22 protein-coding genes are annotated in these 21,214 nt (G+C 65.0%); 5 read left to right on the top strand and 17 right to left on the bottom strand.

All coding sequences use genetic code 11. The features are described 5' to 3' along the window. Positions 1-79: 79 nt before the first annotated feature. The 5 genes from AC07R0_RS07260 to AC07R0_RS07240 form a co-directional block, all read right to left on the bottom strand. On the bottom strand, positions 80-2,131 hold the full coding sequence (locus tag AC07R0_RS07260) for a methyl-accepting chemotaxis protein (protein ID WP_495104317.1): 2,052 nt from the start codon (positions 2,129-2,131) through the stop codon (positions 80-82). A 248-nt stretch (positions 2,132-2,379) separates the two neighbouring features. Next, positions 2,380-2,889, bottom strand: coding sequence for a DoxX family protein (locus tag AC07R0_RS07255; protein ID WP_495104316.1), 510 nt, complete (start codon positions 2,887-2,889; stop codon positions 2,380-2,382). Between the two features lie 3 nt (positions 2,890-2,892). Then, entirely contained in the window at positions 2,893-3,645 is a 753-nt protein-coding gene (locus AC07R0_RS07250; protein WP_495104315.1) for an HvfC/BufC N-terminal domain-containing protein, read from the bottom strand. Next, on the bottom strand, positions 3,642-4,529 hold the full coding sequence (gene bufB, locus AC07R0_RS07245) for an MNIO family bufferin maturase (RefSeq protein ID WP_495104314.1): 888 nt from the start codon (positions 4,527-4,529) through the stop codon (positions 3,642-3,644). Before bufB ends, AC07R0_RS07250 begins: the two co-directional genes overlap by 4 nt. Before the next feature lie 29 nt (positions 4,530-4,558). Then, positions 4,559-4,864, bottom strand: a complete 306-nt coding sequence (locus tag AC07R0_RS07240; protein ID WP_495074206.1) for a BufA1 family periplasmic bufferin-type metallophore — start codon at positions 4,862-4,864, stop codon at positions 4,559-4,561. Positions 4,865-5,013: 149 nt separating this feature from the next. On the opposite strand from AC07R0_RS07240, the gene AC07R0_RS07235 reads away from it, so the two are divergent. After that, entirely contained in the window at positions 5,014-6,057 is a 1,044-nt protein-coding gene (locus tag AC07R0_RS07235) for an NAD(P)H-dependent flavin oxidoreductase (RefSeq protein WP_495097657.1), read from the top strand. Here AC07R0_RS07235 and AC07R0_RS07230 read toward each other — a convergent pair. The 11 genes from AC07R0_RS07230 to AC07R0_RS07180 all read right to left on the bottom strand — a co-directional run bounded on the left by AC07R0_RS07230 (position 6,054) and on the right by AC07R0_RS07180 (position 17,234). Next, positions 6,054-7,208, bottom strand: a complete 1,155-nt coding sequence (locus AC07R0_RS07230) for a patatin-like phospholipase family protein (RefSeq protein WP_495097658.1) — start codon at positions 7,206-7,208, stop codon at positions 6,054-6,056. The two genes, AC07R0_RS07235 and AC07R0_RS07230, sit on opposite strands and share 4 nt — an antisense overlap. 131 nt (positions 7,209-7,339) lie before the next feature. Beyond that, a complete protein-coding gene (locus AC07R0_RS07225) occupies positions 7,340-7,879 on the bottom strand; it encodes a pseudouridine synthase (protein WP_495104313.1) in 540 nt (179 codons plus the stop codon). A 97-nt stretch (positions 7,880-7,976) separates the two neighbouring features. Continuing rightward, the gene (locus AC07R0_RS07220) at positions 7,977-9,224 is read right to left on the bottom strand and encodes an enolase C-terminal domain-like protein (RefSeq protein ID WP_495104312.1); all 1,248 of its coding nucleotides are present in this window, start codon (positions 9,222-9,224) and stop codon (positions 7,977-7,979) included. Between the two features lie 12 nt (positions 9,225-9,236). Beyond that, on the bottom strand, positions 9,237-10,271 hold the full coding sequence (locus AC07R0_RS07215) for an L-idonate 5-dehydrogenase (protein ID WP_495104311.1): 1,035 nt from the start codon (positions 10,269-10,271) through the stop codon (positions 9,237-9,239). A 117-nt stretch (positions 10,272-10,388) separates the two neighbouring features. Next, a complete protein-coding gene (locus AC07R0_RS07210) occupies positions 10,389-11,156 on the bottom strand; it encodes an SDR family oxidoreductase (RefSeq protein WP_495104310.1) in 768 nt (255 codons plus the stop codon). 21 nt (positions 11,157-11,177) lie between these two features. Then, complete coding sequence (locus AC07R0_RS07205; protein WP_495104309.1) at positions 11,178-12,005, bottom strand: 2-keto-4-pentenoate hydratase; 828 nt, start codon at positions 12,003-12,005, stop codon at positions 11,178-11,180. Continuing rightward, positions 12,002-12,985, bottom strand: coding sequence for a 2-hydroxyacid dehydrogenase (locus AC07R0_RS07200; RefSeq protein WP_495104308.1), 984 nt, complete (start codon positions 12,983-12,985; stop codon positions 12,002-12,004). The genes AC07R0_RS07205 and AC07R0_RS07200 overlap by 4 nt, the downstream gene beginning before the upstream one ends. A gap of 31 nt (positions 12,986-13,016) precedes the next feature. Next, a complete protein-coding gene (locus AC07R0_RS07195) occupies positions 13,017-14,189 on the bottom strand; it encodes an ABC transporter ATP-binding protein (RefSeq protein WP_495104307.1) in 1,173 nt (390 codons plus the stop codon). 19 nt (positions 14,190-14,208) lie between these two features. Beyond that, positions 14,209-15,030 (bottom strand): carbohydrate ABC transporter permease, encoded by an 822-nt coding sequence (locus tag AC07R0_RS07190; protein WP_495104306.1) that lies wholly within the window; start codon positions 15,028-15,030, stop codon positions 14,209-14,211. 8 nt (positions 15,031-15,038) lie between these two features. Next, complete coding sequence (locus tag AC07R0_RS07185) at positions 15,039-15,965, bottom strand: carbohydrate ABC transporter permease (protein ID WP_310376607.1); 927 nt, start codon at positions 15,963-15,965, stop codon at positions 15,039-15,041. Positions 15,966-15,989: 24 nt separating this feature from the next. Beyond that, on the bottom strand, positions 15,990-17,234 hold the full coding sequence (locus tag AC07R0_RS07180) for an ABC transporter substrate-binding protein (protein ID WP_310376609.1): 1,245 nt from the start codon (positions 17,232-17,234) through the stop codon (positions 15,990-15,992). Between the two features lie 280 nt (positions 17,235-17,514). Between AC07R0_RS07180 and AC07R0_RS07175 the strand changes: the two genes are divergently transcribed. Beyond that, a complete protein-coding gene (locus AC07R0_RS07175; protein ID WP_495104305.1) occupies positions 17,515-18,306 on the top strand; it encodes a GntR family transcriptional regulator in 792 nt (263 codons plus the stop codon). 69 nt (positions 18,307-18,375) lie between these two features. Here the strand turns inward: AC07R0_RS07175 and AC07R0_RS07170 are convergent, their stop codons facing one another. Then, complete coding sequence (locus AC07R0_RS07170) at positions 18,376-18,705, bottom strand: hypothetical protein (protein ID WP_495104304.1); 330 nt, start codon at positions 18,703-18,705, stop codon at positions 18,376-18,378. A 196-nt stretch (positions 18,706-18,901) separates the two neighbouring features. On the opposite strand from AC07R0_RS07170, the gene AC07R0_RS07165 reads away from it, so the two are divergent. From AC07R0_RS07165 to AC07R0_RS07155, 3 genes are read left to right on the top strand one after another with little or no spacing between them, the layout of a single operon-like run. After that, on the top strand, positions 18,902-19,864 hold the full coding sequence (locus AC07R0_RS07165; RefSeq protein ID WP_495104303.1) for a DnaJ domain-containing protein: 963 nt from the start codon (positions 18,902-18,904) through the stop codon (positions 19,862-19,864). Then, positions 19,848-20,225 carry a hypothetical protein gene (locus AC07R0_RS07160; protein ID WP_495104302.1) on the top strand — a complete coding sequence of 126 codons (378 nt, stop codon included), beginning with the start codon at positions 19,848-19,850 and terminating at the stop codon, positions 20,223-20,225. The genes AC07R0_RS07165 and AC07R0_RS07160 overlap by 17 nt, the downstream gene beginning before the upstream one ends. Positions 20,226-20,249: 24 nt before the next feature. Then, positions 20,250-21,149 (top strand): J domain-containing protein, encoded by a 900-nt coding sequence (locus tag AC07R0_RS07155; protein ID WP_495104301.1) that lies wholly within the window; start codon positions 20,250-20,252, stop codon positions 21,147-21,149. Positions 21,150-21,214: the final 65 nt, after the last annotated feature.

The raw sequence follows: 21,214 nt of genomic DNA, 5'->3' as shown, positions 1-21,214 counted from the left end.
TAAAGGCGCCGATTCCAATCGGCACGCTAACCGGCGCCGGGCCCTTTCACCCTTGCTACGCGCGCGCCTGGCTGCGTACTTAAAAGGTTTCCCAGTCGTCTTCACCACCCGCGGGCTTGGCAGGCTTGGAAGGCACGGGCTTGCGTGCCGAAGGCGCCGGCAGCTTGGCCGCCGCGGGCCGCGCAGGTGCAGGCGCAGCGGTCTTAGCCGCCGAGGCCAGAGGTTTGGCGGCTGGTGCCTTGGCTGCGGGTCGTGGCGCTGGCGCCAGGCTGGTCCGGTGCGGCGCGGCCACCGGAGCCAAGACACTGCGCTGCGGTTTGTGGGACGTTTGGGTTGTATGCGATGCCAGCTTGAACACACCCACCACGTCCACCAGATCACCAGCCTGGGACTTGAGGCTGCTGGCCGCTGCGGCCATCTGCTCCACCAGCGCGGCGTTCTGCTGGGTCACCTGGTCCATCTGGGTGACGGCCTCTCCGATCTGCGACACGCCCGAGCTTTGCTCGGCACTGGCGACGCTGATCTCGCCCATGATCTGCGTCACGCGTTGGATGGAGCCCACCACCTCGGTCATGGTGGCGCCGGCCTGGTCCACCAGGGCCGTGCCCTGCTCCACCCGCTGCACACTGGTGGAAATGAGTTGCTTGATTTCCTTGGCCGCATCGGCGCTACGCCCGGCCAGGCTGCGCACCTCGCTGGCCACCACGGCAAAGCCCCGGCCCTGCTCGCCCGCACGGGCCGCTTCCACGGCAGCGTTCAGCGCCAGGATATTGGTCTGGAAGGCTATGCCGTCGATCACACCAATGATGTCGCTGATCTTGCGCGAGGACTCGTTGATGCCCTTCATGGTTTCGACCACCTGGCCCACCACCTCACCGCCCTGGATGGCCACCGAGGACGCGGTCATCGCCAGCTGGTTGGCCTGGCGCGCGCTGTCGGCGTTTTGTTTGACGGTGGCGCCCAGCTCTTCCATGGAGGCAGAGGTCTGCTCCAGCGCGCTGGCCTGGTTCTCGGTGCGCGCGCTCAGGTCGTTATTGCCCTGCGAGATTTCCACACTGGCCATGGCCACGCCATCGGCGCTGGTGCGTACCTGCTGCATCACGGCGTGGATCTTCTCCACGAACTGATTGAAGCTGGAGGCAATGGTGGCCAGCTCGTCGTTGCCACTGGTGGCCACGCGCAGGGTCAGATCGCCGTCGCCCGAGCCCACCTCTTGCATGGCATCGCGCAGCACGGTGAGGCGACGCAGGGTTTTGCTGAGTACCGTTGCGATGATGAACAGCACGGCCACCGCCACCACCAGGGCGCCGACGACCGATGACCAGACCATGGCGCGGATGCCGGCCGTGGCCTCGTCGCGTTGCAGGGCCACCACCAGCGACCAGTCGGTGCCGGTGATGGGTGCGGCATAGACCAGGCGGGACTCGCCATTGATCTTGATGTCGGTCAGACCTTTCAGGTCGGCAAAGCCGCCTTGGCCCAGATCAGGTGCAATATCGGCCACCGGCTTGAGCAGCAAGTTGGCATCTTCGTGCACCACGATTTTGCCGGCCTTGGACACGATAAAGCCGTAGCTGCCGGGCGTGGGGCGGATGGAAGCCACGTTGCGCGACACGGTGTCCATCAGCACATCAGCGGCGGTCACGGCCTTGATCTGGCCTCCCTCCTTCACGGCGGCGGCAAAAGTAATGAGCAACTTCTTGGAGGCAGCGCCAATGTAAGGGTCGGTGACCACCGGACCGTCTGCCGCCGAAGCCTTTTGGTACCAGGGGCGCACGGTGGGGTCGTAGTCCGGAGCCCGCGTACGCACCTCGGAGAAGATGGCCTTCTTGTCGGCATAGCCGATGTAGGCCGAGTCCACACCACCCGCCACCTTGGCCTGTACCAGGGCTTTGAGCGGGTCTTCCTCGGGCACCGCGGCCGCGATGGACGCCACCACCCGGTGGTTCTGCGCGATCCATTCGGCCACGCCTTCGGCGTGCGAGTTGGCCAAGGATCGGGTCTGGCTGTCCAAGGCCTCCAGCGCGTACTGGCGCGCGGTCCAGACGTTGTTGATCGACAGGCCAACCAGCCCCACCAGCAGTACAGCGGCGGTGATGGCGACGATCTTGCCGCGAAGAGAGGTAAACATTGCAAGCATAGGTGCTCCAGGCGCTAGTGAGGTGTTCGGGCAGAGACCGTGTAGCACGGTCCATGTTACGAAAAGTAAAGCACATCCATTCTTGCCGAGAACACCACTGCTGCGTAGAGGTTGGCCATCGCGCAACCGCATTTATTACATGTTGGCATAGACCAAGCACGCCGCATAAATTTAAACAAATGGCTCGCTAGCGCAGAATTTACATGCGTCAACAGCTATTTAAACCATAGCAAACCTAACTAACCGTAGCGGCGGGCGATGGCGTGGTCCAGCGACAACTTGCCTGGCCCTTGCGCCACCAGGTACAGCAGCAGGGCGGCCCAGGAGCCGTGGGTGGGGTAGGCCTCGGGGTAGACGAAAAGCTGGATGGTCAGCGTCATGCCCAGCAAAGCCAGTGCCGACAGGCGCGTGCCCAGGCCCAGCAATATCAGCAGTGGAAAGAAATGCTCAGCACAGGCGGCCATGGGCGCGGCCAGCTCCGGCGGCACAAGGGGCAGCTTGTATTCCTCGCGGAACAGGGCCACCGCCGAGTCCGACAGATGCGGCCAGCCCAGGTGGAACTCCCCGCCCACCAGGTCGACGGCCAGGCCCTGCACCTTGGTCTGGCCCGACTTCCAGAACACCGCGGCGATGGAAAAGCGCGCCAGAAAGGCGATCAGCGTGTGCGGTATCTGCGCGCACAGGGCGATGAGCTTGCGCAGTGCGGCAACTGGGGGCGATGCGGTCGATGGGGTGTGTACGGTGTCCATGGTTCAGTCTCCAAAATCGAGGTGGGTGATCAGCTGCTGGCGCACCAGGTGGGCCAGCGTGGCCGGTAGATTGAGATCGGTATCGGCGCTGGCGGCGGCCAGCAGGCTTTCGCCTTGCAATACAGCGCGGATGAAGTGGCCGCTGGCCAGGCTGACCGCCGTGGTCTCCACCTGCATGCCATTGCGGTAGACCAACACGGTCTCGGCCTGGCACGGGTCCACGCTGGCCAAGTCCAGCGGGCCCTGGTGCGCGGCCCACAGCGAGAACACCGCGTAGCGCGAGGCCAGTACCTGCAGGGACGGGTGCAGACCCAGCCGCAAGCTGGCCAACCGCTCGGGCTGCGCCAGGGCAGCCTGCAGGGCCTCGGACGGCACAGCGGCCACATCGGCTGCGTGGTAGGCCCGCACGCGGGCCATTTCCAAGCGCGCGACATCGGCAAGATAGGGCAGACTGCCAGCAGGCTCGAAGTGCTCAATGAAATCGGCCAGGTCCGCGCCATACCAGGCCAGGATGCGCGACTGCGGCGGATGGGCGCGCACGAATAGCGCTGCCATGGCGCGGAAAAATTCCTCGCCCACCAGGGCTTGCACCACGGGAAAAGTGGTGGCCAGCGCGTCGACCAGCGACACCAGCACGTTGTTGCGGTACACCGCGAAACGCAGCGCCGGGTCGGAGCCGTTCCAAACGCGCAGGCCGTCAGGGCAAAGCGTTGCGGGCTGCAGCAGAGCCTGGGCGAATAGGGCTTGCGCGCTCATGCGGTCACCTGGATGGTGTGCAGCCGGTGCTCGGCCATACCGGCCTCGGCCAGCAGCACAGGCAAGGCGGGTAAATCGTTGTCGCGCTCTATCAGCGTGGCGACCGGGCCGGTCAAGCCCAGGGTGTAGTCATACAGCCGCCAGACCGCCGCGTCCACCGGCGCGCCGTGGTGGTCGATCAGCAGCGGGTCGCCGGCGGTGTCACATTGTTCGGCAAAGCCGGCCAGATGGATCTCGCCCACCTGGTCCAGCGGTAGTGCGCGCACATAGGCCTGGGCGTCGAAGTGGTGGTTGACGCTGCTAACAAACACATTGTTCACGTCCAGCAGCAGGCCGCAGCCGGTGCGTTGCAGCACCTCGGCGATGAAGGCCGGCTCGTCCCAGGTGGACTCGGCAAACTGCAAATAGGTGGCAGGGTTCTCCAGCAGCATGCGCCGGCGCAGACGGGTCTGCACCTGGTCGATATGCTCGCACACGCGCTGCAGGGTGCGGCCCGTATAGGGCAAAGGCAGCAGGTCGTTCAGGAACACGCCGCCCTGGCTGGACCAGGCCAGGTGTTCAGAAAAGGATGCGGGTTGGTAGCAGTCCAGCAGGGCCGCCAAAGCGTCAAGATGGCAGGCGTCCAGCGGGCCTTCGGCACCTATGGACAAGCCAACGCCGTGCATGGACAGCGGGTAGTGCTCGCAAACGCGGGCCAGGTGCTGGTGGAAGGGGCCGCCGTCCACCATATAGTTTTCGGCATGCACCTCGAAGAAACCGAGCGCGGGCAAGGTCTGCAAAATCTCGCCCACATGTGTGGATTTGAGCCCTATGCCGGAGCGGGCGGGCAAGCCTGCAGGGCTTGCACCGCGTGGCAGCAACTGTGTATCAACGGGATAGGACATGGCAGTCGCTGCGCAGGTTGAAGGTGTGCTTACATCTTTGCAGTGAAAGCCATTTTTTGGCCCATGCCCGTGGGCGATGTGGTGGACTTCATGGTCTCGCAGGTGCCGGCGGGCACGAACTTCCAGGAGTTGGCCTGGTAGTCCATCTTGGAGGTGCCTGCGCAGGTGGTGCCGGCGCCTGCAGCGCAGTCGTTCTTGCCGGCCATGGCCACGCCGAAGCACTTTTCCTTGGCGTCGTCGGCTGCCGATGCGGGGGCCGATGCCATGGCCAGGGCAGAACCCAAAGCCAGGGCCAGAACAGCGGTGGAAGCGAAGCGGGTGTTGGTAGCGGTCATGGTGATCTCCAGTCAATAAAAGTGAATAAGGGTTGTGTCTTCAGCACGCTGTGCGGTATGCAAGCTTGCTGTGAAGTAGTCGCAGCAGCGCCAGGGTTCTTACAAGCTCTGTATAGTTTTTTCATATTTTTTTTCAGACAGGACACGCCATGTCACTCACCAAACTCTTAGGTACCGCCCTGCCCCTGGTCCAGGCCCCCATGGCCGGCGTACAAGGCAGTGCCATGGCGGTCGCGGTGAGCGAGGCCGGTGGCCTGGGTTCACTACCTGCTGCGCTGCTGGGACTGGATGCCTTGCGCGACGAGCTGGAACGCATCCACGCGCAGACCCGCAAGCCCTATTGCGTCAACTTCTTTTGCCACACACTGCCCGCGCCGCAAGACGGGCAGCCGGCACGCTGGCATGCGGCGCTGGCACCCTATTACGCAGAGATGGGGCTGGACATGGCGCAGATTGCCTCGGGCCCGGGACGCGCGCCGTTCAGCGATGCGGCGGCCGATGTGCTGCAGGCCTTTCGCCCGCCGGTGGTGAGCTTCCACTTCGGCCTGCCCACGCCTGCGCTGCTGCAGCGGGTGCGCAGCTGGGGCAGCAAGATACTGGCCTCGGCCACCACGGTGGAGGAGGCGCTGTGGCTGCAGGCACGTGGTGTGGACGCCATCATCGCCCAGGGGCTGGAGGCCGGCGGCCACCGGGGCCACTTCTTGTCGCACGACCTGTCATTGCAAATGGGCAGCTTCACCCTGCTGCCGCAGATCGTGCGCGCAGTCTCGGTGCCGGTGATTGCTGCCGGCGGCATTGCCGATGCACAGGGCGTGGCCGCCGCCATGGCGCTGGGCGCGGCCGGGGTGCTGGTGGGTACAGCCTACCTGCTGAGCGATGAAGCCACCACCAGCAAGGCGCACCGCGCGGTGCTGCAATCGCCTGCGGCACGGCATACGGTGCTGACCCATTTGTTCACCGGGCGGCCCGCGCGCGGCATCGTCAACCGGGTGATACGCGAGCTGGGCGCGCTGAACGATGCAGCCCCCGCATTCCCCATGGCCACGGCCGCCATGGCACCGCTGCGCGCCCATGCTGAACGCCTAGACAGCGGCGACTTTTCGCCACTGTGGTCGGGGCAGAACGCCAGTGGGTGCCTGGCCTTGCCGGCGGCGGAGATCACCCGGCGGCTGGCACAGGGCTTTGGCGCCTAAGCTTCGTCGGGCCGCGTCAAGTCCAGCACCGTGATGCCGACCTGCGAGCGGCAACGCTCGGCCCAACGCGGATCGGCCAGGCTGCGCTCCACATCCTTGCGACCGGCATCCCAGTGTTCACGCACCGTGGCACGCGAGAACTCGTAGTCCTTGGATTGGGTTTCGTAGTGCTTGCTGCGGTGGATCAGGTGCACGATGGTCAAAGCGGCGGCAGTACCGGCATTCAGCAATTGCTGTAAGTCCGGGTCGTTGGCAAATTCTGGTGGAAGTTTGGTAGCCAGGTTTGCGGCCGTACTGGATATCTTTTGCTGCATTGCGACCAGGTCGGTATTGAAGCGGGTGCGGCTGGCAAACTGGATGTCCTTGCCGCGCTCGGCCACCTCACTCAGGTTGCGCGGCAGCCGGCCCCGTGCGCTGAACAGGTCGACCTGGAACACCAGCATGTCATGGTCCGCCGGCTGGTCGATCACATACTGCAGAGGGGTGTTGGACACCAACCCACCGTCCCAGTAGAAATGGCCGCCGATCTCCACCGGTTCAAAACCTGGTGGTAAAGCGCCGCTGGCCATGATGTGCTCGGGTCCGATGATCCGGTGGCACTTGCTGTCCACAGAATCGAAATACGTGGAGTTGCCGGTGGTGACATGCACCGCCCCCACCGAGAGGCGTACCTTGTCCCGGGCCTGCTTGGCATTGATAAGGTCAAAGTCCACCAAGCGCTGCAGAGTCTTGTACAACGGAGACGTGTCGTAGTAGCTCAGCGCCGCCGCCGTGCCATGCGGCTGGAAGGGCGCGGGCGGCATACGCGGGCTGAAGAAACCTGGCACACCAAACAGCGACACCCAGGCCGCGCTGGACTCGTTGAAAAACTCGCGCGCCTCAACACCAAAATTGCTGGGCAGCGGGGGAGCCAGCAGGTTGGCAGACACTCCCTCCCAGAACTCGCGCAGGCGCGCCACGCGCAGCTCCGGGGGGTTGCCGGCAATGATGGCTGCGTTAATGGCGCCGATAGACACACCAGCGACCCAATGCGGGGCAATACCATGCGTATGCAGGGCCTCGTACACCCCCGCCTGGTAGGCGCCCAGGGCGCCGCCGCCTTGCAGCACCAGCGTGCATTGTTCGGGATAAGGTATGGGAGAAGCGCTCATGCAAACACCTTTCAGACGCAGAAAATGCTGCGCTGCAGTATAGGGTGGCAGGGTAAAGCCAGGTTTACAGAAGAACCGCTTTCGCTCTCAAAAATATAGCTGCCTGCGCAGATATTACCTGCGCTACGGCCCTATGGAGCTGCAAGCCGCCAAGCTCCCTGCGGCAGATCCCCTAGTTGGTAGTCGCCTATTTGCACGCGTATCAAACGCAAGGTGGGCAGGCCCACCGCCGCCGTCATGCGCCGTACCTGGCGGTTGCGCCCTTCGCAGATGCGGATCTCCAGCCAGGAAGTCGGCAACAGCGCCCGAAAGCGCACCGGCGGCGTGCGCGGCCACACTTCGGGCACGTCGATCTGCCGCGCCTCGGCCGGCAAGGTCATACCGTCGTTCAGCAGCACGCCCTGGCGCAGTGCCTGCAGCGCGGCCTCGGTAGGCAGGCCGTCCACCTGCACCCAGTAGGTTTTGAACTGCTTGCGCCGGGGCTGGGTGATGCGCGCGTTGAGCGCTCCGTCGTCGGTCAGCAGCAGCAGGCCTTCCGAATCCCGGTCCAGCCGGCCGGCCACGCGCAGGCTGGGGTCCTGGATGTACTGCGCCAGCGTTGGTCGGTCACCGTCGGGGCGGAACTGGGTGAGCACGTTGAAGGGCTTGTTGAAGAGGACGATTTTGGCCATGGACAGGCCCGATTTTAGCCCCTGGAAATACAAGCCTTTTGGGGCTACAGCGCAGGTAATATCTGCGCAGGCAGCTACGCTTTCAATAGCAAAATGCTTATGGCGTTTGCAGCGTGCCGTCGCGCAGCCGGGTCTGGGTCCACAGCGTGGTGGCGTTGTCACACGGGTACTTGAGGGCTTCTGCTTCGTCGATATCCACGCCCAGGCCCGGCTTGTCGTTTGCGTAGACGTAGCCGTTGCGGTATTCGGGCAGGCCGGGGAACACGTCCAGCAGCGCATCGCGCGGGCCCTTGAGCTCCTGGATCACGAAGTTCGGCGGCTCGGTGCCCGACCATTCCTGCACGCCGAAATTGCGCGCCGCCAGATCGACATGGATATTCGCCGCATGGCCTAGCGGCGACATGTCGCCCGGGCCGTGCCAGGCGGTGCGCACGCCAAACTGCTCGGCAAAGATCTGCAGCTTGCGGCCGGCGGTGATGCCGCCGATCTGGCTCAGGTGTACGCGGATGTAGTCGATCAAGCGCTCTACGATCAGGTATTTCCATTCCATCGGGTGGTTGAACAGCTCGCCCTGGGCCAGCGGCGTGGTGGTCTTGGCACGCAGCTGGCGCAGCCACTCGCCCTCCTCCAGCGCAATCGCATCTTCCAGAAAGAACAGGTCGAAGGGCTCCAGCGCGCAGGCAAACTGGATGGCCTCGCTAGGCTTGAGGCGTTCGTGCACGTCGTGGCACAGCGCCACGTCAAAGCCGACCTGGCTGCGTATGCCCTCGAACAGCTTCAGCGTGTCGCGCATGTACTGTTTGCTGTCCAGGTAGATGCCGTCCAACGCGCCCTGCGGCGCAGTCACCGGGGCCGCGCCGAAGCCGCCGCCGCCGTAGCCACCGTTCTGGCAGCGGATGTGGGTGATGCCCTGCTCGCGGTACTTCTGGATGTTGTCGCACAGCTCGGCCAGGTCGCGGCCGTCGGCATGGCGGTAGATCGGCACGCCCTCGCGGCACTTGCCGCCAAACAGCTGGTACAGCGGCATCTGGGCCATCTTGCCCTTGATATCCCACAGCGCCATGTCCACGCCCGAGATGGCGTTGTTCTCAATCGGCCCGTTGCGCCAGTAAGCGTTCTGGTGCATCAGCTGCCACAGCTCTTCAATGGCACTGGCGTCGCGGCCCAGCAGCAGCGGTTTCAGATATTGCTCCAGCAGGCATTGCACCGCCAGCTGGCGGTAGGCAAAGGTCGCACAGCCCAGGCCGTACAGGCCGGGCTGGTTGGTCTCGATCTTCACCACCAGCAGATTGATGCCTTCGGGCGCGGTGAGTATGACTTTGACGTCGGTGATCAGGGTCGCCATTGCTTTTCTTTCTCAATCGAAATTCAGTAATACCTTCATGGCCTGCGAGCGGTCTGCCGCCAGGGCGAACGCGCGTGCCGAGTCGCGGTAGGACAGCGTGGCCGAGATCAGCGGCTTCACATCCACCAGGCCCTTGTTCAGCAGCTCCACCGCCATGGCGAATTCCTCGTGGAAGCGGAAGGCGCCGCGCAGATCGAACTCCTTGGCCACCAAGGTGTTGATCGGCAGCGTCATTTCGCCGCCCAGGCCCAGCTGCACCAGGATGCCGCGCGGCCGCAGGGTGTCGAGCGCACCACGCAGCGCGCGTTCGTTGCCGCTGGCTTCGAACAGCACATCGAAGCTGCCCTTGTCGGCCATGAAGCGCTTCAAACCGTCCGGTTCCTCGGCAACGTTGATGGCCTCGTCGGCGCCGACCTTGAGCGCCTTGCCCAGGGTGTGGTCGCTGACATCGGTGGCCACGATGTGCGCGGCGCCAGCACGCCGGGCCGCCAGGATCACCAGCGCGCCAATCGGCCCGCAGCCTGTGACCAGCACCGACTTGCCCAGCAGCGATCCGGCGCGTCGTACCGCATGCAGCGCCACCGCCAGCGGCTCGGCCATCGAGCCCTCGCCATCGCTGACGCTGGCCGCCAGCCGGTGCGCCTGGTGCGGCTCGACCACGATCTCCTGGCGGAACGCACCCTGCACATGCGGGTTGCGCATGGCGCTGCCGTAGTAGCGCATGTCCAGGCAGTGGTTCTGCAAACCCTGCTGGCAGTAGCGGCACAGACCGCAGGGGTTACTGGGGCAGACGGCGATGCGCTCGCCCACGGCGAAGCCGGCCACCGCGCTACCCACTGCGTCGATGGTGCCGGCGATTTCATGGCCCAACACCATGGGCTCCTGCAGGCGGATGGTGCCGAAGCCGCCGTGGTTGTAGTAGTGCAGGTCCGAGCCGCAAATGCCGCCACAGCGCACCCGTACCCGCAACTGGCCGGGGCCGAGTTCCGCAGTGGGAAAGGTTTCAACCCGCAAGTCGCCGGCGGCATGGATGACAAGTGCTTCCATAGAGCTATTCCTTGGTACGCAGATTCACTTCTGCAGGTGGGTGGCGCAGACCGGGTGCTGGAGCCGGTCAACTGCCTGATTCATAAGGACCTGGAGAACGGCAGAACAGCCATGCCCTCACAGCACGGCGAGCATGCCGCCGTCAACGTAGATGATTTGCCCGCTGACGTAATCAGAGGCGGCGGAGGCCAGGTAGACCGCGGTGCCAGCCAGCTCATCGGCACGGCCCCAGCGGCGTGCCGGCGTGCGGCCCTTGACCCAGGCGTCGAAAGCCGGGTTCTCCAGCAAGGCGGTGTTCATCTCGGTCGCCATGTAGCCGGGGCCGATGGCATTGGCCTGGATGCCGTGCTCGGTCCATTCGGCGGCCATGGCGCGGGTCAGCATCTTGATGCCGCCCTTGGCCGCCGTGTACGGGCCGACCGTAGCGCGCGCGGCCTCGCTGGTCAACGAACCGATGTTGATGACCTTGCCGCCGCGCCCGCGCGCGATCATGCGTTTCGCGGCCTGCTTACCGACAATGAATGCGCTGGTGAGGTTGGTGTCGATCACGCGCTGCCAGTCCTTGAGCTCCAGATCGACCAGGGGCATGCGGTGCTGTATGCCGGCGTTGTTGATCAGGATGTCGATCTCTATGCCTTGCTGGTCCAGCGACGCGAATGCGGCGCCCACGGCGGCTTCGTCGGTCACGTCGAACGGCAGGCCCAGCGCGTCGTGGCCCTGGGCGCGCAGCTGGGCCACGGCCTGTGCAACCTGCTCGGCGTTACGCGCATTGATCACGACTTTGGCACCCGCCTCGGCCAGGCCCTGGGCGAATCCGAAGCCCAGGCCGCGCGCGGACCCGGTGATGAGCGCCGTGCGCCCGGTCAAGTCAAACAATGGGGACATGGGGTTCCTCTATCAGGTGAATCAGGTGAAATCGATACGGTGTGCGGCGTGGACGGTTCCGCCGCGCAGGCCGACCTCGCCCAGACCGGGAAAGCGGACCACGACATCGGCATCCTTCGGGCTGGGGATCGCGCCCACCCAGGAGCCCGTGGTGACCACGCTGTGCGCCGCCACAGTACGGCCATGGCGCGTGGCGTGGCGCAGCCAGATCGGCAGCAGCCACAGCGGATCGCCCAGGGAATAGGCGCCCGTATTGGCGATCACCGGCGTGCCACCGAAGCGGACTTCGCAGCGCTGGCCCGCCCAATCGTGCGCGCGCCAGGGCAGCCATTCGCCCAGGACCAACGCGCCGTGCGAGCCCTGGTCGGCCAGCCGCAAGGTGGGCGGCGCTTGCAGGCCTTCATCCCAGCGTGAATCGGCAATCTCGATAGCAACGGCCATGGCGTCCACCAGGGCCGGACCATCGGCGTGGCCCAGGCGCTGCGCGCGCTCGGGCGTCACATCTTCTGCGAGGCGCAGCACGATCTCGGCTTCCACGGCCGGCGTGTGGAAGGACACATCCGCCAGCGTGTCGCCGGCCACCCGCACGCCCGCAGAGGGCAGGGCCGCATGGCTGAGCACGGAATCCCGGGACGCCCCGCCCGACTTCCAGTAGCGTGGCCCACCCTCGGCAAACCAGCCCAGCGCCTGGGCCACCGCGTTCTGGACCGCATAGGCCTCGTCATCGGTGCTCAGCGCGGCCCGCAAGGGCGCGACTAGAGCCGACTGGCCGGAACGGCGCGCGGCGACCAGGGCGGCTACGACCTCTTGCGCGGCCGCGGGCAGGGTGGGAGAGGAATGCGTGTTCATGGCTTAGGCCAGAGCACGTTGTTCAGCGGCTGGCCGTCCAGCCAACGCTGGATGTTGTCGGCCATGGTTTGCTGGCGCCGGCGCACCGTGCCGGAGGTCCAGCCCGACATGTGCGGGGTCATGAGCAGATTCGGCAGCGACGCGAAATCCAGGCGCGATGGCGTGCACTCGGCCTGGTCGGGCGTCGGATAGCGGTACCAGGTGTCGATGATGGCGCCGCCGATGCGGCGGCTGGCCAGGGCGTCATACAGCGCCTGCTCATCGATCACCGGGCCGCGCCCAACGTTCAAGATCAGCGCATCAGGCCGCATGGCGGCGAAGGCATCGGCACCGACGATACCCGTGGTCTGCGCCGTCAAGGGCAGCGAAACCACGATGGCGTCGGCCGATGCCATGAAGGCCGGCAGCTGGTCCAGGGTGAATACCTGGTCTACCCGTTCATCCTGGATGGGGCTGCGGTTGGCCACCGTGACCCGCATGCCAAAGGCCTTGGCCCGTGCCAGGATGGCCTGGGAGATATGACCAAAGCCCAGCAGGCCCAGAGTCTGGGCCCCGAGTTCGCTGCGCAGTGCGGTCGGCCGGCCGGCCCAGTAGGTCCAGCGCTGCTGGCGCAGATCGGCGTCGGCCTGCGCCAGCGGCACATGGCGCTGCAGCAAAGCGGCCACCACGTATTCGGCAATGGCGTGCTCGTGGCCAAAGCAGTTGCACAGCACGGTGCCGGGCGGCAGCAGCGCCGTGTCGATCGCATCCGTGCCTGCAGAAGGCGCATGGAACAGGCCCGCTTTCTTGGGTGTCGGCATCTCGCGGTTCAGCTTGATGCCGACGATGACGTCGGCACTTTCGTAGTGTTCGCGCTCGCCGGGGCTGTCCAGCGTGTCGCTCAAATCGATGATCTGGTGCCGTGGGTCGACCAGGGTCTCGAAGCCCTGGCGAAAGTTGGCGGCGTTCTCGCCGTGGAAAGCAATCTTGAGAGTTTTCATGGGCTGTCCTGGTTGGGGTTTATGGCAACGCTCAGGCCGCGCGCGACAAGGCCGGCACGCGGATGCGCTGGCCGCCGCGCTCGAACAGCACGGCTTCGCCAAGGTCGAGCGACAGCTGCACGGGCTGGCCGCTGCGCAGATCGCTATAGCCCTGGACCACGACCATCACGTCGTCGCCGCTCTCGCCGTCCTCGCTGTGGGCGGTATTCGCGTGGTCGAGTTTGATGCTGACGATGGACTCGGCCCCCACGTGCTCGACCAGTACCACCTGGCCGGCCAGCACGCCGTGGGCCAGGCCCAGCGCCTGCGGACGAATACCGAGCAACACATCGCGCGGCGCCTGCTGTCCCAGCGCAGCCAGATGTTCGGGCAAGGGCAGTACCGCCTTGCCAATCACCAGACCGCGCGGCTCGATGCGCGCCTCGATCAGGTTCATGGGTGGCGTGCCGATGAACCGGGCCACAAAGGTGTTCGCCGGATCGGTGTAGATCTCGCGCGGCGTGCCGAACTGCTGCACCTCGCCGTCACGCATCAGCGCGATGCGGGTGCCCATGGTCATCGCCTCGATCTGGTCGTGCGTCACGTAGACGAAGGTGCCCCCCACTTCACGGTGCAGCTTGATGATTTCGGCGCGCATCGAGGTACGCAGCTTGGCGTCGAGGTTGGACAGCGGCTCGTCCATCAAGAAAACATCGGGCTGGCGCACCATGGCCCGGCCCAGCGCCACGCGCTGGCGCTGGCCGCCCGACAGGGTGCGCGGGTAGCGGTCGAGCATCTCGGTGAGCGCCAGCGTCTTGGCCGTACGGTCGACCAGGTCGCGCACCGCCGGCGACTGCTCGATGCGCCGCTTGGCCAAGCCGCCGATGAGCGGCAGATGGAACCACCAGCGATGCTCGCGCATGATCAGCGGGAAGCTGATGTTGCGCCGCACCGTCATGTGCGGATACAGCGCATACGACTGGAACACGAAAGCCATGTCACGGGCGCTGGGCGGCAAGGTGTCAACGCGGCGCGCGCCGACGTGGACCTCGCCGCTGGTGACCTGCTCCAGGCCGGCCAGCATACGCAGCAGCGTGGATTTGCCGCAGCCCGAGGGCCCGAGCAGTACGAGGAATTCGCGGTCGGCGACGTCGAACGTGATCTGGTTGGCGGCCTTCTTGCCGCCGAAGATCTTGGTGACGCCCTGGAGGGAAATGGATGCCATGGTGGGTGTCCGGAAAGGGTTAGCCTTTGACGCTGCCGGCGGTCATGCCGGAGACGACGTAGCGCTGCACGAAGAGATAAAAGATGACGGCGGGCAGGGTGTACATCAGCCCGATGGCCATGACGGTATGCATGGGCGTGCTGAGCTCGCCCACAAAGCCGGCCAGGCCGACCGAAGCGGTTTGCAGCCCCTGGTCGCTGATCAGGGTCTGGGCGAACACGTATTCGTTCCAGCCATGGAAGAAGGCGATCACCGCAGCCGCAGCCAGGCTGGGCGCCACCAGCGGCAGCACCATGGTCAGCACGATGCCCAGGCGCGAGCAACCATCGATGCCGGCGGCCTCCTCGATGTCGATAGGCACGCCGTCAACCGCACCCTTGAGGATCAGGGTGATCACCGGCACCGTGAACGCCGTGTTGGCCAGGATCAGGCCGGTCAGGCTGTTCAGCAGGCCCAGCTGGCCGAAGATCGCGTACAAGGGCACGACCAGCATGGCTTCGGGCAGCATCTGCGTGACGAACAACGCCACCCCCAGGATGGCGACCGCCCGCATGCGGTAGCGCGACAGCACATAGGCCGGGAAAATGGCCAGCACGATGCTGAGCGCGGCCGTGCCGAAGGCGACGATGGCGCTGTTCTTCAGCCAGGTCGCGACGGCGGTGGCGCTGAAGGCGTGGCCGTAAACCGCCGCTTGCGACCAGTCGGGCAGCAGGTTCGGCTTGGGCGCGAACAGGTCCGACGACGAGGTCAGCGAGGTGACCAGCATCCAGTAAATTGGGAACGCGGCCACGCCCAACAGCGCCAGCACCAGGATCATGCGGAGCGCGTGGCTCCAAGACATAGTGCGGCTCATCGCTGCCCCTTGGCGCGCTCGACGCGCTGGGTATAGCGGAAATAGACGATGGTGATGAGCAGCGCAATCGACAGGCCCACCATGCCGACGGCGGCGCCCTGCCCCAGATCGCGGTACACAAAGGCGCGACGGTACAGCTCAATCACCATGGTGTTGGTCGAACCGATCGGGCCGCCCTGGGTCATGAGCCAGATCAGGTCGAAGCGGCGCAGGGACCAGATCGTCAGGAACAGCGCGAGCAGCGCCACCGAGGGCTGGATGGTCGGCCAGACCACGGCGCGGAATACGCTCAGCCGGTCCGCGCCGTCGATCACCGCGGCCTCGCGCAGTTCCGAGGACACGCCCTGCAAGGCGGCGAGGATGACGACCGAGGCAAACGGAAAGATCTGCCAGATGGTCGTCAGCAACACGGCCGGCAAGGCCAGCGCCGGGCTATCGAGCCAGCTTTCCAGGCTGACGGCACCGCCGAGCGCACCCCGCAGATGGTTGAAGATGCCGTACTGGCCGTTGTAGATCCAGATGAAGATCAGCGCCACGGCCACCGGCGGCGCGGCCCACGGAATCGTCACCAGCGCCCGCGCTAAGCCGCGCCCGCGGAACGGCGCGTTGAGCAGCAGCGCCGCCCCCAGGCCCAGGCCGATTGCCGCCACCACGCAGACCACGGTGTAGACGGCGGTGATCAGAAAGACCTGGCGGAATTCCTCCTGCGTCACCAGATCGACGTAGTTCTGCAGCCCGACATAGGTGTGCTGGCCGGGCGACAGCAAGGCGGTCGAGGTAAAGCTCAGGTAGAACTCCTGCACCAGCGGATAGCCCTGGAACAGCAGCAGATACAGGGCCACCGGCGCGGCGAACCAATAAGGCGTCCAGTCGCGCTTGGCCTTCGGCGACGTGACGCCTACGGAAGATGCAGCAGCATGCATGGGGAAGGTCTGCAGTGGGCTGGCTTACTTGCGCAGCACGCGCGACAGGGCCGTGCGCTGGGCGTCGTCCATGGCCTTCTTGGGGTCCACGCCGCCCTGCAAGACCTTGAGTACCTGCTCCAGCACGATCTGCTGGATCTCCGGTGTCTTGACCTCCAGGCCCTGGACCAGCTGCGGCACGCTGTTCACGGCCTGGTCGTCATAGACCTTCAGCCAGGGTCGCTTGGCCATCATCTCCGGGCTGCGTTCGACCACCGTGGCCACGTTGCTGGCGCCCAGCAATTCCTGCAGGTCCTTCTGGTTCTCGGGCTGCAAGGTCCACTTGATGAAGGCTTCGGCGGCGGCCTTGTGCTTGGTGTTGGCATTGATGGTCAGCGCGGTCAGCACCATGCCCTGGGCCCGCGTCGGGAACGGCGACGGCGCGGCCGCAAACGCCAGTTCGGGTGCCTGCAGGCTAAAGATACCCGCCACACCGCCGTTGTCGACCTCCATCGCTACCTTGCGTTCCCAGAACATGCGGCGGTAGGTGGCGGCGTCTGCGCCCTTGGGAATCACGCTCGCGTCATAGATCTGCTTGTAGGCGGTAACGCCCTCGACCACCTTGGCATCGTTCAGGGTCAGATTGCCCTGCGCGTCACTCCAACGGCCACCGAAGCCGTAGACGAAGTTGCACAGGTCCTGCCAGAAGCCATTGCCCTCGGCCATGGTGGCGCGGTAGGCGTAGCCATAGACACCGTTGCCGGTGGCGGCCTTGGCGCTGGCCAGGAATTCGTCGAAGTTGGCTGGTGGCTTGCCGCCCTTGAGCAAGGCCGGGTTGTACAGCAGCACGTAGTTGCTGAGCTCAAACGGCACGCCAAAGCGCTTGCCGCCCACAATCATGTATTTGTCGGGCTCCGTGAACTTGTAGTTGCCGCCCTTGAGCAAATCGTCCAGCGGCAGGATGCTCTTGCTGTTCACGGCTGCGTAGTAGTCGATCGCGTCCATGCGCACCAGGTCGGGCCCCGCGCCGCCGCCCATCTGCGTGAAGACCGTCTTGGCAAAGCTGCCGAAGGGAATGGCGATAGGCGTGATTTCGGCGACAGCCTGGCTCTTGTTGAACTTCTCGACCCAGGCCTTGAGGCGCTCGCCCCGGCCCGCCTCGCTGAACGTGACAGCCGCAAAAGTCAGCGCCTCCTTGGTCTGCGCATGGGCCGCCAGCGGCAGGCCGCCAACCACCACGGCACCTACCAGCGCCGCCATACAGACCGACAACTTGGACAGTTTCTTCATGCTTGTCTCCATCAATGCGGGCCCATGGGCCGCGAAGTTATTCGAATGGGTGCTCTGCAGGCTGCGTCCGGCAATCAACCCGAAATGAAGAATAACGTGATATTTCACAAAAGTTCTTAGTGTTTACCAGAAGCAAGATGGAATCCAATAACGAGAAAAATAGCGCACCTTCTGCTGGGAAGAGGTCACGTCCCTCTGCGCCGCCTCTTACATATCAGGGTATGCTTGATAGTTGAATACATGCATGCCTCGCATGCCATTGAATCTCAGAAAGAACACTATGGCTTCGTCCCCCGGCTTCCGCTCTGCGTTGACGGCAGTTTCTGCGCCGTCGTCGGAAGCCCCGCGCCGCCGCAGCCAGGTCAACCTGTCCGACCAGGCCTATGAACAGATCGAAAGCCTGCTGGTCAGCTGCGAACTCAAGCCCGGCCGCTTTCTGGCCACCCACGAGCTGCAGGCCATGGTGGGCCTGGGCCGTACGCCGGTGCACCAGGCCGTCAGCCGGCTGGCGGCCGACACCCTGGTCATCGTCTCGCCGCGCCACGGCATCCAGATCGCCCCGGTCGACCTGACCCGCGAGCGCGTGCTGCTGCAGCTGCGCCGCGACATGGAGCGCTTTGTGATCCGCCTGGCCACAGAACGATCCGGCGCCTCGCAGCGCAACCAGATGCTGCACCTGCGCCGCCAGCTGATGGAGCATGGCGCCGACATGACGATCGCGCAATTCAACCTGGTGGACCGGCGCATCGACCAGCTGTTCCTGGCCGCCGCCAACGAGCCGTTTGTGGAAAGCACGCTGCGCCCGCTGCACACCATCTTCCGGCGCATCGGCTGGATCTACCACATGCAGACGCCCCAGCACACCAACCTGCAGAGCACGGTGGACGGCCATATCGCCGTGATCGACGCGGTGGCCAACGGTCATGTGGATGCGGCGATTGCCGCCTCGGACGGGCTGATGGACTTCGTGGAAAGCATGTTCACCGTGCTGGAGCGCGAAGTGGCTCCGTCCCTGCTGGACTGCAGCCTGGACGCCATGGACGACACCTTTGCGCCGATTGCCAGCGTATAAAACCCGCGATAGCCACTGAACTGGGCCAACACCTTGAAGGTTTGTCGAATAGGCCGGCCTGGGGTATGGCTAGTTGCCGAAGTAGGCGAGATACATTTCCATCAGCCAACCCACCACCGACAGGCCCACTCCCAGCATAGAGGCCGCCAGCGTCCAACGGTTTTGGCGCGAAGGCCGGAAGCGGCGCGAAACCAGCCGCGCCCAGCCATCCACAAAATAGTAGGCAGGGTCGAGAGCCGCCACCAACAGCACCACGGCCAAACCAGCGCTCTGTAAAGCACCCCATCCATCCAGGTCGTGCGCCAGCTTGAGCGTATAGACGATTGCCACCAGCCCGCAGGCCAGCAACAAGGCGCTACCGAGCAGCTCAGCAATCGAAAAAGGGGAGCGATCTTGCATACGGGATGCCCAGGCAGGGCAGAACGGACAAAGCGGCAGTGTGGCGGTAAACGTCGGCAGCAGACCCGCATCACTTCATACAACTTCAAACTTATTCACACCAGAGACAAAGACGGTACCATAGCCAGCGAAATATTTCGTAACACATGCCCGTAGCCACAGGCATGCCACCCCGCCCCGCTGTGCAGAGTTCAATGTGACCCCTCGCAAGAAAACCCTTTACGAGTTCCTGAAAATACCCGCCACGGCCTCGGATGCCGACATCCAGGCGGCCTACGAGCGCACCAGCGCCCAGCTGCAAGCGCACAAGGACCGCATCAGTCCGGATGACTTTGACTTCAAGCTCAAGGTGCTGAACGTCGCCTTCAAAACCCTGTCCTCCCCCAGCGAGCGCGCGGCTTACGACGCCAGAATAGCGCCCCCCCTACCCGAGCCCGCCCTGCCGGCCGCGGCCCCGCTGGCTCTGGCGCCGCTGCCCGCCGATGCCGAAGCCATGGCCTTGCGCGCCGAAGCCATGGCGCTACGGGCCGATGCGATGACCATGCGGGCCGATGCCATGGCCATGCGCTCCGGGACCACCGCGTCCTACCCGGCCTTCCGGGAAAGCAGCAGCTTCTCGGCCCACCTGGCAGCATCAACGACCCACCGGTCCAGCTCCACGCCGCGCAAACTGGCGATGGTGGTGGGCACCCTGGTGGCGCTGCTGGCCATCGCCCAGGTCTTCACCATGGTAGTCAACAGCCGCCGGGCCGAAATGGCCGAAGCCGCCGCTGCAGCCGCCGCCGCCAATGCCCAGGCCAATGACAAAGTGCTGCTGCAGGAGTACTACCAGACGCACGGCGTACGCCCCGCGAACCGGGCCGAGCTGGAATTGCTGCAGGCCGAGGACCGCCGCAAGGAAACCGACAAGCGCCAAACCGAACGCGACAAAAGCCGGGCAGAGCAGGACGCCAAACGCTTTGAAGAAGAATCGCGCCTGCGTGGCGCCCAGGTCTCGGCCGAGCTGCGCATGGCCGAGCTGCAAGCCAAGGAGCAGGCGCGCCGTGAAGACGAACGCCTGGCCTGGCAAAAGAAGGAAGACCAGCGCATCAAGGACCAGATTGAGCGCAACCGCATAGAGCGGCAAAAGGCCGAGTGGAATAGTGTGCTGCGCCGCTAAACCCCGGCGCGCGCTGCTGCTGGCAGCCTGCGCGGCCACGCTGCTGGCCCTGCCCGGCTGCAGCCGGCACGCCCAGATCGACGCCAAGGTCTTCGTCGGCAAATGGCATTCCTCCCGCCTGACCACGCCCTTGTATCTGTATGGCAACGGCGAATGGGAAATCCGGCAGGACGACGGCGCGGTACTGCAATACGGCGTGTGGGAATACAAGGATCAGCGCCTGTTGTGGAGCTACAAGCTGGGCAAGCAGTTTGGCCATGACGCGACTATCGTGCTGGCCGCCAGCCCGCAGGAAATCCGCCTGCAGGAAAGCGACAACAGCACCACCATCTTCACCAAGCTCGGCCCGGTGACACACTAGCCCATTCACCCGCATACACGCCCTATGGCCGAGCAACCCGCGAACTACTACGACATCCTGGAAGTCAGCCCCCGCGCCAGCGCGGAAGTGCTGCGCGCCGCCTACAAAAGCCTGATGCAGCGCCACCACCCGGACAAGCACGGGACCGACAGCCGCATGGCCCAGCGCGCCAGCCTGATCGCCCAGGCCTATGGCGTGCTGTCGGACAGTGCCCAGCGGGCCGCATACGACGCACAGTTGGCCCGGCAACAGGCGCCCAGACCGCCGCTGCCGGCCGCCTATGCGCCCAGCTACACCCGCCGCGTCGCCGCGCCCGCGTCAAAGTCGAACTGGTATCTGTGGCTGTTGGCCACGGTGATCGTCGCGTGTGGTGTTGCGATGTGGGCGCTGTCCGGCAAAAAGCCGCCCGCCAGGCCGGATGCCGGCACCGCCCAGCCGGCAGCCAGCCAACCGCTGGCACAAAAGCCGGATGCAGCCAGCCAGCCCCAGGTCGACAACAGCAAGGCCAGCGACAGCAAAGTCCCCAGCCCCCTGCAAATCGCCCTGCTGGGCTCGGACTTACGGGTAGTCCTTGCAAACACCGAGCCACTGCCCGAGAACGTGGAAGCCAGCCGGCATATCCTGACCATCCCGGCACTCACGGTAGACATAGGCCCGGCAGATGCCGACAAGTTTGCCAGCGCCCTCACCCAGCACAAGGAAACCGTGCTGGCCAAGCTGGCCGACAGGCTGGCCTACGCCAGCTACCCCGAGCTGAAAATTGACGGCGACAAATACCTGGTCCGCTTCATCCTTGAGGCGCTGCGCGAGATCACTGGCAGCCAGGGGCTGGACGACAAGACCACGCCCAGCGCCGCCAACACCGACGCACCGCGCTACGGCATCGTCGCCGTCACGCTGCCGGCGTCTTTCGGACTGCGTTAGCTTCAGGGAGATTAGCCCGCTAGCGCAGATAGCACCTGCGCCAGAAGCTCTTTATTCCATAGCAA

It is taken from the genome of Rhodoferax sp. GW821-FHT07F03, assembly GCF_059418745.1.
Note: the sequence above shows the minus strand (reverse complement) of the source record. Positions and strands in the feature narration are given on the sequence as shown.

Bases quoted from the DNA above. Each gene is read 5' to 3' on its own strand.
- AC07R0_RS07210 (WP_495104310.1), bottom strand. From the start codon at position 11,156: ATGTCCCCATTGTTTGACTTGACCGGGCGCACGGCGCTCATCACCGGG.
- AC07R0_RS07175 (WP_495104305.1), top strand. From the start codon at position 17,515: ATGGCTTCGTCCCCCGGCTTCCGCTCTGCGTTGACGGCAGTTTCTGCG.
- AC07R0_RS07170 (WP_495104304.1), bottom strand. From the start codon at position 18,705: ATGCAAGATCGCTCCCCTTTTTCGATTGCTGAGCTGCTCGGTAGCGCC.
- AC07R0_RS07180 (WP_310376609.1), bottom strand. From the start codon at position 17,234: ATGAAGAAACTGTCCAAGTTGTCGGTCTGTATGGCGGCGCTGGTAGGT.
- AC07R0_RS07255 (WP_495104316.1), bottom strand. From the start codon at position 2,889: ATGGACACCGTACACACCCCATCGACCGCATCGCCCCCAGTTGCCGCA.
- AC07R0_RS07220 (WP_495104312.1), bottom strand. From the start codon at position 9,224: ATGGCGACCCTGATCACCGACGTCAAAGTCATACTCACCGCGCCCGAA.
- bufB (WP_495104314.1), bottom strand. From the start codon at position 4,529: ATGTCCTATCCCGTTGATACACAGTTGCTGCCACGCGGTGCAAGCCCT.
- AC07R0_RS07215 (WP_495104311.1), bottom strand. From the start codon at position 10,271: ATGGAAGCACTTGTCATCCATGCCGCCGGCGACTTGCGGGTTGAAACC.
- AC07R0_RS07190 (WP_495104306.1), bottom strand. From the start codon at position 15,030: ATGTCTTGGAGCCACGCGCTCCGCATGATCCTGGTGCTGGCGCTGTTG.
- AC07R0_RS07185 (WP_310376607.1), bottom strand. From the start codon at position 15,965: ATGCATGCTGCTGCATCTTCCGTAGGCGTCACGTCGCCGAAGGCCAAG.
- AC07R0_RS07225 (WP_495104313.1), bottom strand. From the start codon at position 7,879: ATGGCCAAAATCGTCCTCTTCAACAAGCCCTTCAACGTGCTCACCCAG.
- AC07R0_RS07240 (WP_495074206.1), bottom strand. From the start codon at position 4,864: ATGACCGCTACCAACACCCGCTTCGCTTCCACCGCTGTTCTGGCCCTG.
- AC07R0_RS07155 (WP_495104301.1), top strand. From the start codon at position 20,250: ATGGCCGAGCAACCCGCGAACTACTACGACATCCTGGAAGTCAGCCCC.
- AC07R0_RS07230 (WP_495097658.1), bottom strand. From the start codon at position 7,208: ATGAGCGCTTCTCCCATACCTTATCCCGAACAATGCACGCTGGTGCTG.
- AC07R0_RS07235 (WP_495097657.1), top strand. From the start codon at position 5,014: ATGTCACTCACCAAACTCTTAGGTACCGCCCTGCCCCTGGTCCAGGCC.
- AC07R0_RS07260 (WP_495104317.1), bottom strand. From the start codon at position 2,131: ATGTTTACCTCTCTTCGCGGCAAGATCGTCGCCATCACCGCCGCTGTA.
- AC07R0_RS07195 (WP_495104307.1), bottom strand. From the start codon at position 14,189: ATGGCATCCATTTCCCTCCAGGGCGTCACCAAGATCTTCGGCGGCAAG.
- AC07R0_RS07200 (WP_495104308.1), bottom strand. From the start codon at position 12,985: ATGAAAACTCTCAAGATTGCTTTCCACGGCGAGAACGCCGCCAACTTT.
- AC07R0_RS07250 (WP_495104315.1), bottom strand. From the start codon at position 3,645: ATGAGCGCGCAAGCCCTATTCGCCCAGGCTCTGCTGCAGCCCGCAACG.
- AC07R0_RS07205 (WP_495104309.1), bottom strand. From the start codon at position 12,005: ATGAACACGCATTCCTCTCCCACCCTGCCCGCGGCCGCGCAAGAGGTC.